Here is a 13,484-nt window from a genome sequence, read left to right as displayed (position 1 = left end):
TGGTGCGTACATAACTATTTATCCAACTTTTTGAAATTAACCGAAGGTTGGCTAGTTTCTTGCGCTCATTTTCTTCGTAAACTGCTTGATTGTTTTCTTTTCTCTCTAATCAAATCTTCAAAGTAAAACAAGTTAGATAGCAATATGGTGAAAAACTGCGTAATTAAGAGATAAATGTTTGTTTATTGAGGGAGTTTAGTGAAATAAGATAATTTTGGGTGTAAGCAGGGATATGATGAATAATGTCGAAATGGTAATAAATAATACGTACGACAAAAAATCGAAAGGAGGCATAAGGTCCTCCTTCGCCGTCTTCAATTTTTTAGAAGGTGCTTTCCCAGTGAGTTAGGAGGGGAGAACCTTACCATAAGCAAATGGTCTTTAAAAAAGACGATACCTATGCATATTTAAAGGTATCGCCTTTTTTAACATTGTTGTTTAATATTACTTTACTAAAACCAATGAATCCCATAGGTATCCATGGTTTGCTGGGCGTATTGGTTAAGAAGCTCCATACATTGATCCACACTTGATTTTGTTTGTTTATGTATGATCAGAAAGCAAATTCTTACCGGTGGAGGATCGGCTATGTATTGAATCTTATAGTTGCCTTTGGTTTGAATTGATCGGCCAATCGTAAATGGGACAATGGCCCATTGCTGTTCATGAATCATTAGGGATCGTATTAATTGGGCGGTATCAAGGTGAATAGAGGAGACAGCCGAGTTCCACCATTTATTATGCCAATTGAAATACGTAGGATTCCAATTAATAAATAACTCATTTTCAGCTTTCAATTGAGATGGCTGAATTGTTTCTATTGTGTCAGAATTCCCCTTTCGTATAACAACCATCTGTTCTGAGAAAAAAGGGCGGACATTTACATTTAGAGTATGCCGTTCTAAAAGCGTAAAGCCAATATCAATCTCTTTATGTTCAACAAGATCATATAATTCGGCAGAATGAAGGGTTCGAACTTTTAAATCAAACGAAGGGTTATGTCCCGTTACGATTTGATAGAAAGGTGCAAGTACCGTTGTGTTAACACTCGTCACCGCACCAATAATAATCGATTGTCTTGGTTCATTTTGCTGAAAAAGGACCATGTCTTTTGAAAGTGAGAGCCAGCGTTCTGCTAGGGGAATAAATCTTTGTCCAGCTTCCGTTAAATTTGTTTCACGTATTCCCTTATTCCGTTCAATTAATTTGTATCCTAGTTCTTCTTCTAATAGCTTTAGACGATGACTTGTGGTTGATTGTGTAATATTAAGATACTCAGCTGTTTTGCTCAAGTTTTTGATTTGAGCAATGGCTAAAAATGTCTCAATCCACTGATTATTCATTAATTACAGCTCCTAAATATCGAAATATTCTATATTTTATAATGATATTATTCATTTTACAATAAATTTAAAGAATATTACAATAAATTTTGTAAACGTTTACAAACAAATATTATACTAGGGGATTGAGATAATGCGTGAACAACCATTACAAGTGCAAACTTCCAGTCGGCCATCCAGTTATAAAAATGTCCGTTGGCTTGGAGGGAGCCTAGTTCTTTGGTTATGCTTAATTGCTTATTTAGATCGTGCCGTATTTTCAGTATCCGCAACACCTATTATGAAGGTATTTCATATTTCACCCATTCAATTTGGTCTATTAACGACTGCCTTTTCTGTTGGCTACTTCATTTTTCAAATACCTGGATCAATCCTTGTTGAAAAGAAGGGGTCTCGGATCATGTTAACAATTTCATTATTGTTATGGTCCGTTTTCACGATGTTAACTGGTTTTGCAGGGTCCTTAACGGCCCTCGTATTCGTTCGATTCTTCTTTGGATTTGGAGAGGCACCATTATTCCCTGCTGGGAACCACTTTTTTGCAAACTGGTTTCCAAAGCATGAGAGAGGCCGTGCCAATTCTTTAATGAATGGCGGAGCTTTTTTCTCCAACATTGTTGGTCCTCCAATCATTGTAGCCATTGTAAGTTTACTTGGTTGGCAATCCCCATTTGTCATTATTGGAATTTTAGGTATTCTTAGTGCCGTTTTAACTTATAAATTTTTACGTAACCGCCCTGATGAACATTCATGGGTGAGTGAAAACGAGCTTCAGTATATTCAAGAAAACAATTTTAAAAGTGATTCAAAGGAAAAACTAAAATCTCAATGGAAAGTCTTCCTAAAGCAGCGTTCCTTCTGGGCTATTGCCTTGGGATACTTATCCACTTTATGGGTTGTTCAATTCTTTGTCTATTGGCTGCCATATTATCTTCAAGCCGAAAGAGGGCTTACATTTAAATCAATGGGCTTTTACACAAGTATTCCATGGATTGCTATTACCATTTCCGTATTTGCAGCGGGGGTAGTTAGTGATGCGTTATTAAAAAAAGGTCTCACCCGCTATAAAGCTAGGAATCTTGTATGTGCCATTACACTTGCCATTTCGGGAGTATCATTAGTATTAAGTACTACTGCAGCTACAGCTCTTGGAAATATTTTATGGATCAGTTTAGCACTTGGTATGGCAGGATTTTCACAAACCTTGGCGTGGTCTATTTCTACAGATATTGGTCAAAAATTCACCTCAACGGTAGGTGGATGGATGAATATGTGGGGATTTATTGCTGCTAGTATCGTACCAACGGTTGCCCCAATTATTGCAAAATCTTATGGTTGGAATGCTGTTATCTTAGTGAATGCATTCATTACCACTCTTGGGATAATTGGATATCTTGCTGTTAATTCTAACAAACCATTGGCGAGTCAAGAATAAACATCTGGAGGAAAACCAAAAATGTCTGACATGTTAAACCGTTTTGCAAAATTTACTACCCCTACCGTTTCTGATGCTTTGGATCGACTTGGAATAGAAGGTGCTTGTCTGGGGATTAAGCCCCTTGATCGTAGTTTTCATGTGCTTGGTCATGCCTTCACGCTTAAATATGAAGCAACGGGAATTTCTTCAAAAGGAACAGTTGGGGATTATATTGATGATGTGGAACCAGGTAAAGTGATTGTGATCGATAATGCTGGACGTTTGGATTGTACGGTTTGGGGAGACATTCTTACCACAGTGTCATCTATGAAAAAAATTGGTGGAACCGTCATTGATGGAGTGTGCAGAGATACTGGCCATATTTTGCAGCTTGATTATCCCGTCTTTAGTCGTGATTCTTATATGCGGACAGGAAAGGACCGTGTACAACTAGAAGCCGTAAATGTACCAGTTACCATTTCAAATATTAGGGTGAATCCTGGAGATATCATTTTCGGCGATAGCGATGGAGTTCTTATTATTCCACAGGAAAAAGCTGAAGATGTTTTGGAAGTTGCTGATCATATTGAACAGGCTGAAAGCCAAATTATTGATGCAATTCAAAATGGTATGAGGCTTGATGAAGCACGCAAAAAATTTAAGTACCATCAATTACAAACAAAGGAGCTATGATCGAGTCATGGTATTAGAACAAGATTTATTAACGGAACTAAAAAAGATCTCAAGTTCGACACTGCACGAAGCAGCCGGGAGGATTGGGGCATTGCCCTCACAGATTAAACCAGTATCCAATCATTTTAAAGTGTACGGTTTTGCATACCCGGTAGAGTCTCCTTCGGGAGATAATCTTTGGCTGCATCGTGCCGTTTATCAAGCAAAGCCAGGAGATATTTTAGTCGTAAATGTTGGCTTAGAATATGAGTATGGCTACTGGGGAGATATATTGACCAATGCAGCCAGTGAGAGGGGTTTAGGTGGACTCATTATTAATGGATGTGTCCGAGACAGAGATCGTTTAGTGGAGCTTCCCTTTCCAATATTCTCAAGAGGATTCAGCATTCGTGGTACTGTGAAGGACAAAAATGCAAAAGGCTTTTTAAATCAGCCCATTCATATTAAGGATGTCATGATAAATCCTGGTGATCTAATGGTTGGGGATAATGATGGAGTAGTTGTGATCCCCAAAGCCTTAATCCCAGAAGTTATTGTAAAAGCGAAGGAACGTGAAGAAAAAGAACAACAGGTGATTTTAGATATAAAAAGAGGTAGAAGCACGTTGGAAATTTATAACATAAATTAATTATTAAGTTTCAAAGAAAGAAAATACTCGAAGTCAGATGCTGAATGTTATCTAAACAATAACATTCAAGCTATAAGCTAAAAAAGGAACGAGAATTCTAATAATCCCGTTCCTTTTACTCTTTTACGTAATGGATTGATAAATTTGTACCATCTTCACGTTCGATCAGTAGTTTGTCACATAGGATTTTTGCAGAATCGTAATGCTTTTGCAATCAATTAATGTATTAATTCTCTTAAATACAATATCTGTTAATGGTTGTCCATTTAGTTTATGTTCATTGAATGTATTGATTTGTAGCTTGAAGTTAGTTATCATAGTCCGTGATTTTTACAGTTTTGTAGCGTAGGTTAACTAGCTGTACATGTAATTTTTTCAAGCTCTGCATCAGGTTGGTATGCTATGCTTGAAACCTCCTAATCCATATGCCTATTTATACTTAAAAACATACTAATAGAGTAGTTTCCAAGTATCTTTAATGGATATTTTACCATATGTATTTCCGTCATAATCAGCTTTTGGATAGGTTGTTTAACATTAAACTGAAACTGTTGATAACAATAAACGGTAACTTATCCATTGATGATGTCTTACAGGCAACTCAATATATTGCCCCAGCGCTTGAAATCATTGACAGCAGATATAAGGATTTTAAGTTCACCCTTCCAGACGTGATAGCTGACAATACATCTGCCTCCAGAGTCGTATTTGGTGAACGTATCACAATTCCAACTGAAATTGAAGTAGATTCAGTAGGAGTGACAATATCGTTTAACGGTAAGGCGAATAACTATGGCACAAGCAGTGCAGTTCTTAGTCATCCTGCTTCCTCAATTGCCATGCTTGCTGAAATGCTGCATAGGAAGGGACAAAAGCTACGTGCGGGAGAAATTGTACTCTCTGGAGCAATAACCGAGGCGGTATTGTTTAAGCAGGGGACTATGTATCAGTGAAATTTGATGGACTTGGTTAAGGTATCCTTTAATGCTGTAGTTTAAAAGATACCTAACGAATATTCATTTAGAAGTTACGAACCTAGTTGACACCTGTTTATGATACCTTGGTGAAAGGTGACGCGGTATCAAGTTAAGTATGCAACTTGGCAGTATAATTCAGCAAATTAAAGAATGTAGAAACTACACAATATGCATTGGAAAGGCCTTAAGGGTTGAATAATCTTATCTACTTGCTGCTCTCTGAAAAGAGGGCATTTTTATATTATAGTAGGTTAGTTAATGTAACAATCACAATCCACCCTCTATTAAATTAGCGTAACGGCCAATAAACCAATTTCTGGTTGTAAATATGAACTTCAGATAGTAATAGGGAGACATTCTCCGCTTCCCTTTTAGGAACATACGTTCTATAATAAAGGAATATAATACGTAAAAACAGCCCGTTTTAGAGAAGATGAATTTGATAAAAGGTAGGTGAAGGAGTATGAAAACATGTCCTTACTGCGGAAGCGGGATAAATCATTTGCTCTCCTCTTACTATTGTGATTTCTGTGAACTGTGAATACCAAGTGAGGATATTCAGGAAAAGGGGAAACGTAAGGATTTTCTTCCTGAATTACAGCCCACTGTACAAGATTTATCTAAAAGTACCAGGAAAATTATGCGCTTTTCTATAATCGAGCTTGTATTACTATTGAAATTAGCCAGAAAAGAACGAGCGAATCTCTATAAGCAGAGATACATTTTTGTTCAGGCTATAAAACAAGGTGCTCTTGAATATAGGGAAGGGGAACAATATACGTTTCTCGAATATGAAAAAATGACACGGAAATGTTTTGTTTTAGAGAACCTAATACGAGAAAGAATGGGATACTATCCTACTTTTATCACCGATTCTTTTATTTGGAAACTGGCTGAGCGAATGATTAACAGCCTTAAAAAAGACATGGTAATACGTCTTTCAAAACACCGATAAAAAGTAAAAGCTGGATTTTTGAGTTTACATTCAAATTACATGAATTAAATATTTTGGAGCGAAGACATGATCCGAGTATTCATTTTTGAAAATGCTCATCAGTTATTTGATGATTAATAAAAAGCGTGCAAAGCCTCAATAGATGCTTTGCACGCTTTCAATTTTAAAAAATTATAAATGATTGGCTATCTTTCACAAGCTATCCCATCTTTGTCACGATCTAAATCATTATTGTATTTAATAGCATTTTTGTAGATTGTTTATGAAACTTTGGTGCCCTTAGACATTGTCTTATACGATACTCTTTTCGTTTTTCGGCTAATCACTTTATTTTTCGTATGGGCGGATTTTGCAACACCCTTAGGATAATGACTGTTAAACGATTTGCAGCTTTTATACATGCTTGGTGTTGTATCTGCCTGCTTCGGTACGATGGTAACAATGCCACTGGTAAAAATGGCTGCAGCAGCTATTAAAGATACTACTTTTTTCTAAATAACCCCTCCCTTATGGGTAAATTTAGACAGGCCTGATGGGTTAAATAATCTTATCTGCTTTGAATACGGAGCTTTTTTATACTATACCAGGCTAGTTCATGGAACACTCTCATTTCTCCTTCTGAGCGTATTGGCCAATAATCCATTTTTGAACCTTTATAATCCAGTATTTCAATTAAGCGAACAATTAGCATTCGGTTCTGAAAATTTATGGTAGGAAAGATGTAGAATCACGAATTATTAAATTAAATCCGAATACGGCCATTTAAAAAATTGTAAGAAATAGCTTAAGAACTAATAGCTAAGCCTCATTAAGAAGAGGGGGTACTAGATTGTTCTCCTTACTTTGGAGAGTGGTATAGTAATAGATCATCTTGAAAATTTAAAGTTAAAATGCAATTGCTGTCTGAATAATAAAAAACCAGACCTCTTGGCGGGAGAGCTGGTTTTAGTGTTGTGCAACTGATTTTCTTTCTAATAGGCACCCTTTAATAGCTTTGTAAACTGGTATATCTAATTCTTTGTGGTCAATCAAATCTAATAACATTTTAACAGATTCTTCAATCATGCTATTTACAGGCTGTTTCCACGTTGTTAATGAATAACCAGACCATGCGGCTAAACTGATATCATCAAAACCGACAAATGAAACATCTTCTGGTATACGTAAGCCAATCTCCTTTGCTGCATCTATTGCTCCAAGTGCCATAATATCGTTAGCACAAAAAATAGCATCCGGACGATTCATACAGTTGAGAAGTCGAAGAGCAGCCTGATATCCGCCTTCATAAGTGTAATCACCGTCATCCGTAATTAAATTGAATCCACTTTCTAAGAGAGCATTTCGAAAGCCTTTTTCCCGGTCCTTACTGGTGGAAGTATTATGGGTTCCGGATATAAACGCTATGCTACGGTGGCCTCTGTCAATTAGATATTTTCCAATTTGATAACCGCCATCTATATTGTCGCAGAATACTGCAGGGAAAAAAGAATTAGGTTTGTAACGATTAAACATAACAATCGGGATATTGTTATCCTTAAAGTAGCTTTCTACGCTTGTAGTCAAAAGGGCATCTGTGACAATAACACCTTCAACATTGTATTCTAAAAACTGGTTCGCTTCATCACCGCTAAGCTTGTCATTCTCTGCGTTGACAAATAATACATGATAACCTTTCCTTTTAAGTTCTTTTGAGAACTTGCTAAGAACTTCAGGATAAAAAGGATTATTAATATCTCCCATCACAATCCCAATGATATTACTTTTTTTGGTTATTAAGCTTCTAGCTATTGCATTCGGGCGATAACCCAATTCACTTGCTGCCAGAAGTACTTTCCTCTTGGTTCCTTCGGCTACACTCGCACCCGGTGTGAATACTCTGGATACAGTGGACTGTGACATTCCTAGATGTTTGGCAATGTCGGATGCAGTAACATTCCTTTGCAAGAGACTTTTCCTCCATGCACATTTTTTTATGATTATATCACGGGATTTCCATTATGGTCTAGATGGGCTATTGTTTCTGAACAATTCCTTTTACGTTCATTTCATTATTACTGATGATAGAACTACGCTTCCATAGAGATATGGAAAATTGTAGTTTAATATAGAAAATCCTGATGTTCGCTTAAACGAAGAAGATAACTCTTTTCTCCACCCTTAAAGGCATGAACACGGTTCATTACCGTATTCATGCCAAGGAAGCCCCTTAGAAAATCTTGTCTAGCCATTTTGATACCCATCAATTCTAGTGTTAATTAAATTAACAGTCTTAGCAACTTAATAAATATCACTTAAATAGTTTTTACTCCTTAAAAGATCCAACCTTTTCATATCGGCGAACACGTAATCTCGCCTGTTCGGCATGGCCAGCAAAGTTTTCAAGTTCACAGAGCCGTGCGCAATATTCTCCAATCATGGCAGTTGCTTCTGGTGCTACTTTTTGATAGGTGCAAGTTTTTATAAACTTTCCAACCCACAGACCACCTGTATAGCGTGCTGCCCCTTTTGTTGGAAGCGTATGATTTGTACCAATTACTTTATCGCCGTAGGCAACGTTTGTTTCTTTTCCTAGGAATAAAGCACCGTAGTTTGTTAGATTTTGACGGAAGTATTCTGGGTCTTCTGTCAAAATTTCAACGTGTTCGAAAGCTAATTTATCACCCTCTACTACTGCTTCTTCTAAACTATCTACTAAAATGATGACACCGTGCTCTTCCCACGCAATTTTTGCTACTTCACCGGTTGGAAGGTGTTGCAATTGCCGTTCAATTTCCACTAATGTATCTTGGGCTAATTTTTCAGATGTAGTTATTAATGCACAAGGAGAAGTTGGTCCATGCTCCGCTTGTCCTAAAAGGTCAGTTGCCACCATTTCGGCATCTGCAGTTTCATCAGCAATAACAAGGATTTCTGTTGGGCCTGCTAAAAGGTCAATCCCCACTTTACCGAATAGTTGACGTTTTGCTTCCGCAACAAAAGCATTCCCTGGTCCAACTATCATATCAACAGAATTGATTGATTCAGTTCCAAGAGCCATTGCAGCCATGGCTTGAACGCCACCTAAAAGGTAGATTTCATCCGCACCCGCTAATGCCATTGCTGTAATTGTATGGGCTGGTATTTCTCCATTAATTGGTGGGGTGCATGCGATTACACGCTTTACACCAGCTACTTTCGCAGTCAACACACTCATATGCGCTGATGCTAACATTGGATAACGTCCACCAGGAATGTAGCAGCCAACACTGTTTACTGGAATGTTTCTATGCCCCAAAATTACTCCAGGCAATGTTTCAATTTCAAGATCTTGCAAGGTTGATTTTTGTGCTTCTGCAAAACGTCGTATGTTTGCTTGCGCAAATTTAATATCTTCAATATCTCGTTCCGGAACACTTGCAATAATAGAATCAATTTGTTCTTGGGTTAGGCGGAAACTTTCCGGAGACCATTTATCAAATTTGGCGGATAGTTCTCGTACCGATGTATCTCCACGTTCTTGCACATCTTCTAGTATTTTTTGTACCGTTTCCCGTACTTGTGCATCTGCCTTTGCTATATCAGCGTGACTTTTACCATTTTTCAAATATTTTGCCATTTAATTTCCTCCTAGTTTTTGAATACGTATGCAAAAGTAAATAAGAAAATGAAAGTTGTTAGTATCGGTTACATTATATCAATACAAAATGTAAAATACAGAAAAATGAAACCGCATTCACGAGTAATATGATGACCCAATAAATTAAATTTGTCAAGCATTTCATGTCTTCGTCCTTTACATATCTCGGATGGGCCAATCCTGAAAAATACGATTGAATTCTTTTAAACTCAATATATTTTTAAATTCCTCTGAAATGAAACCTGCATAATAAAATTGCTTATGAGGGAAGGGACCCGGGTACCTTTTGAAAGAATATTTGACAAAGTCAGAAAAGTATTTTAATATTCGTTGAAAGCGTATTCATGGTTATTAATAATTTGAGAGGAGGTCAGGGAATATTTTGCTATGTTTAAATCAAATGAATGCGATGTTGCGATGTTATATAAACCACATCCAGATGATTTTAAATATATTTGTATTTGCATACGTATTCATTTGAAGAGAGTCAGATTGTATAGTTTAATATATTTTAAAAATGAAGGAGGGAAATAGTAAAAATGTATTCTCCGAATGAAACCTTCATGACTCTTTTACAAGAGCCCATTAATTCTAGTGCACATGAAGAAGCTATTCATTACTTTGCTGAAGCAAAAAAAACTTTTCAAAATTTAAGACAGATTATTCAGCGGTTAAGTGGGTTTATGATTCTCTTTCAAAGTCAGAAATTACTTAAAGCAGAAACAGTTGCTGCTTATGAATTTGGGAAACCCTTATTAGAAGAAACGCTCGAAGAGTTAGGGAATTTGAAGGTCCCTCCCATTGCAAGGAGCCATTTTCACGCTTTACAATTAGCGGCTCATTGTTTGCAGCAATTCTACCAAATTAAAAGAGACTTTAACTCAAAGGATGATAGTAGTCTCATTCTTCTAGAAAAAGCATATACAGCTTTGAAAAGTACTTCTGGTTTCTCAAATGGCCTGAACATGATATCTTTAGACGCTAGTTGTGCATGTGGGCATCATCATTGAATGTAAGGTGAATTTTTTCCTGGAAGTTATTCACTTTATGAAATCTTATATTCTATTAAGTATATTCTATAAAAAGGAGAAAGATCGCTATGAACAACTATTCTATTTGGGTATTAGAATATGCATATGTACCTGACTATCATGTTGGCGGTGTTATCTACGGAGCCCATAATGAAGGATATCTTAAACTTCCGTACTGCTACGCCCTGATAAAAGGAAATGGACATACCGCACTTGTCGATGTTGGATTTAATTATAAGGAATACGGGGAGGAACTTGCTAAGCGTTTTGGTGTCATCAACTGGCATAGCCCGAAAGAGGTTTTAGCGGAAGTGGGAATATCACCGGAAGAAGTTGATACTGTTCTTGTAACACACGCTCATTTTGACCACTTTGGAAATATTGAAGACTTCCCTAATGCAAAATTTTACGTACAAGAGCGAGAGATTTCCAAGTGGTTGTGGGCTATGTCTTTACCTAGCCAGTTTGAATTTCTTACTGGAGCACTGGATCCAGGTGATATTATTCGTGCCGCAAAGCTTGCCAAAGAAGGAAGACTAGTATTAGTAGATGGAGACATTGAAAATGTTTTACCTGGAATTGATTTGTTTACTGCTTATGACTCCCATACATTTGGTTCACAATTTATTCGTGTTAAACAAAATAATAGTGAAGAAAACGCTTGGATCTTAGCAGGTGATTTAGTATATGTTTTTGAAAATATTGAAGGAAGAAATGGAGACGGTAAATATCTCCCTGTAGGTCTAGCCTCAGGCAGCCAAACAAACCTACTCTTCGCAACAGATAAAATGATGAACTTGGTGAATAGGGAAGCTAAACGTATTATTCCTGTGCATGAGGAACGTCTTGTAGAGCGGTTCCCTTCTCGCATTACTAAAGATGATTTACATATAGTTGAAATTGTTCTTGGCGATGGGGAGGTTTCCAAAGTCAAGTAATTTTATATTTAATAAATAACCTATTTGGAAAGGTGGACTATATACTATATGGTGCAACCTAAATTAAAGCCAAGTGAAAACTTAATGAATTCTTCCTGGAAAAAGAACTTTTCACTTGGTCAAAACGGCTTAATGGTAACTTTATCTTCTTTTCTTGGCTGGACAATGGTTAACATGGATAACTCTTTTTTTAGTAGCGTATACCCACTCATACAAAAGGATCTACACTTATCCGATGGAATGATTAGTTCCATCATAACGGTAATGGCCATTGCAGGATGCTTAGCTACACTCATATCCGGTCCTCTCGCTGATTATATTGGTAGAAAGGTGATTTTTCAGTGGACAATTGCCTTTACAGCGATTGGAAGTGCGCTTAGTGCGGTTTCAGGTGGTTTTATCGTACTCCTTATTGCTCGTTGCATGACCATGGCAGGAAATGCTTCAGAATGGATGATCGGACAAGTCATGGTAACAGAAGGCACACCGAAAGAATCGAGAGGATGGTGGACAGGTGTAGCACAAGTTGGATGGCCTGTTGGTTACTTTTTGACATCTATTATTGTTACTATATTCGTACCTGCTTGGGGATGGCGCGGTGTTTTCTGGGTTGGACTTCTCCCAGTTGCTCTCATATTATTATCTAGAATATGGGTAAAAGAGAGTGATCGTTTTGTTGAAGTTAAAAAAGAGAGAGAAAATAAGAGGAAACATGCTCCAAATGAAAAAATAAGCCAATTCACTTACCGCCAGCTGCTTAATTCCGATTTACGCAACAGGACTCTACTGTTATGGCTGTGGCAATTCATATACAATTACGGGCTTTATGCAGTTGCCTTCTTTTTACCTAGCATCGCAGCTGCACATGGCTTCAAGCTTTCTGATACCTGGGTTATTAATGCTTGGGGAACAGCAATAGGAGCACTTGGTTTCTTATTAGCAGCATTTTTGGGGAATATATATGGACGTAAACAAATTGCCCAAATTTGGTTATTGCTAGGCGGTATCGCTGGCACATGCTTTGCCTTTTTTACAAATACACCACATCAAATGGCCTTTTGGTGGTCTGCGTACTACTTCTTTACTGTGGGGCATATGGGCGTTTATATCCCTTATATGATGGAGAGTTTTCCTACAAGAACGCGGGCCACCGGCTCATCTTTAATGTCTTTTGCAAACTGGGGTGCCCTTTTACTTGCGGGCATTACTTCGGAATTAATGGTGAAAACTATAGGGGTTGAAATATCGACATTTATTTGGCTGGGTATAGCGAGTTGGATAGCATTTATTTGCAGTTTAGGCACTCCTAAAATTGCGCCAGGACAAGAGCTTGAGGATATTATCGTATAACAAATAAAGTACCTTATCATATTAGACCTAAATCATTCAAAAATAATCAAAAAAACAATAGGTAGGGACTGACTCTAATGGTTGTTAACCCATTAGAGTCATTTTGTGCGCCTGGCATGGGTGCAATCTATAGGGTGGGAGTCCCGAACTGTGAAGGCAGAAGTAGCAGTTAGCTTAACGCAAGGGTGTCCATGGTGACGTGGAATCTGAAGGAAGCGAGCGGCAAACCTCCGGTCTGAGGAACACGAACTTCATATGAGGCTGGGTATCGCTGGACGAGTTTGCAAAACAAAACAAAGTCCTTTCTGCCGAAGGCGATACAAAGTAAATGAAGCAGATAGATGGAGGGAAAGATTGTATTCTTCCCCAGGGAGGTCTGACTGTTAAGCCGGGCACACTCGGTAACCTATTTAGTGATAAATAGCTGAACAGTCAGAAGTCAGCAGATCATAGTACCAATGGTATCTAGAGCCATTGGGAAGGACTGAATCAATTTAGGAGAATCAGCACTTGGCGTACGTGTTGCTTGTTGAAGC

The 13,484-nt window shown here is 37.6% G+C and carries 11 protein-coding genes; 7 read left to right on the top strand and 4 right to left on the bottom strand.

What is annotated here, in order from left to right; all coding sequences use genetic code 11:
- Window positions 1-452 precede the first annotated feature (452 nt).
- Window positions 453-1,343, bottom strand: coding sequence for a LysR family transcriptional regulator (locus tag BIV59_RS10495; protein ID WP_071351434.1), 891 nt, complete (start codon window positions 1,341-1,343; stop codon window positions 453-455).
- A gap of 133 nt (window positions 1,344-1,476) precedes the next feature.
- Here BIV59_RS10495 and BIV59_RS10490 point away from each other — a divergent pair, with 133 nt between their 5' ends.
- The 4 genes from BIV59_RS10490 (at window position 1,477) to BIV59_RS10475 (ending at window position 5,034) form a co-directional block, all read left to right on the top strand.
- Entirely contained in the window at window positions 1,477-2,778 is a 1,302-nt protein-coding gene (locus tag BIV59_RS10490; protein WP_071351433.1) for an MFS transporter, read from the top strand.
- A gap of 21 nt (window positions 2,779-2,799) precedes the next feature.
- Complete coding sequence (locus BIV59_RS10485) at window positions 2,800-3,453, top strand: RraA family protein (RefSeq protein WP_071351432.1); 654 nt, start codon at window positions 2,800-2,802, stop codon at window positions 3,451-3,453.
- Between the two features lie 7 nt (window positions 3,454-3,460).
- Window positions 3,461-4,081, top strand: coding sequence for an RraA family protein (locus tag BIV59_RS10480; RefSeq protein ID WP_071351431.1), 621 nt, complete (start codon window positions 3,461-3,463; stop codon window positions 4,079-4,081).
- Between the two features lie 494 nt (window positions 4,082-4,575).
- On the top strand, window positions 4,576-5,034 hold the full coding sequence (locus BIV59_RS10475) for a 2-keto-4-pentenoate hydratase (protein WP_071351430.1): 459 nt from the start codon (window positions 4,576-4,578) through the stop codon (window positions 5,032-5,034).
- Window positions 5,035-6,198: 1,164 nt separating this feature from the next.
- Here the strand turns inward: BIV59_RS10475 and BIV59_RS24405 are convergent.
- The 3 genes from BIV59_RS24405 to hisD form a co-directional block, all read right to left on the bottom strand.
- Entirely contained in the window at window positions 6,199-6,270 is a 72-nt protein-coding gene (locus BIV59_RS24405; RefSeq protein ID WP_083392120.1) for an excalibur calcium-binding domain-containing protein, read from the bottom strand.
- Window positions 6,271-6,958: 688 nt separating this feature from the next.
- On the bottom strand, window positions 6,959-7,957 hold the full coding sequence (locus BIV59_RS10465; protein WP_240501883.1) for a LacI family DNA-binding transcriptional regulator: 999 nt from the start codon (window positions 7,955-7,957) through the stop codon (window positions 6,959-6,961).
- Window positions 7,958-8,315: 358 nt separating this feature from the next.
- Window positions 8,316-9,608, bottom strand: coding sequence for a histidinol dehydrogenase (hisD, locus tag BIV59_RS10460; RefSeq protein ID WP_071351428.1), 1,293 nt, complete (start codon window positions 9,606-9,608; stop codon window positions 8,316-8,318).
- Between the two features lie 560 nt (window positions 9,609-10,168).
- Here hisD and BIV59_RS10455 point away from each other — a divergent pair.
- From BIV59_RS10455 to BIV59_RS10445, 3 genes are all read left to right on the top strand, one after another.
- Window positions 10,169-10,639: a hypothetical protein gene (locus tag BIV59_RS10455; RefSeq protein ID WP_071351427.1), complete on the top strand. Its 471-nt coding sequence runs from the start codon at window positions 10,169-10,171 to the stop codon at window positions 10,637-10,639.
- Between the two features lie 89 nt (window positions 10,640-10,728).
- Window positions 10,729-11,598, top strand: a complete 870-nt coding sequence (locus BIV59_RS10450) for an N-acyl homoserine lactonase family protein (protein WP_071351426.1) — start codon at window positions 10,729-10,731, stop codon at window positions 11,596-11,598.
- A gap of 48 nt (window positions 11,599-11,646) precedes the next feature.
- On the top strand, window positions 11,647-12,948 hold the full coding sequence (locus tag BIV59_RS10445; protein ID WP_071351425.1) for an MFS transporter: 1,302 nt from the start codon (window positions 11,647-11,649) through the stop codon (window positions 12,946-12,948).
- Window positions 12,949-13,484: the final 536 nt, after the last annotated feature.

Source organism: Bacillus sp. MUM 13 (genome assembly GCF_001866725.1).
In the GTDB taxonomy this organism is placed as follows: domain Bacteria; phylum Bacillota; class Bacilli; order Bacillales; family DSM-1321; genus Peribacillus.
This window is presented reverse-complemented; position numbering and strand designations above follow the sequence as displayed.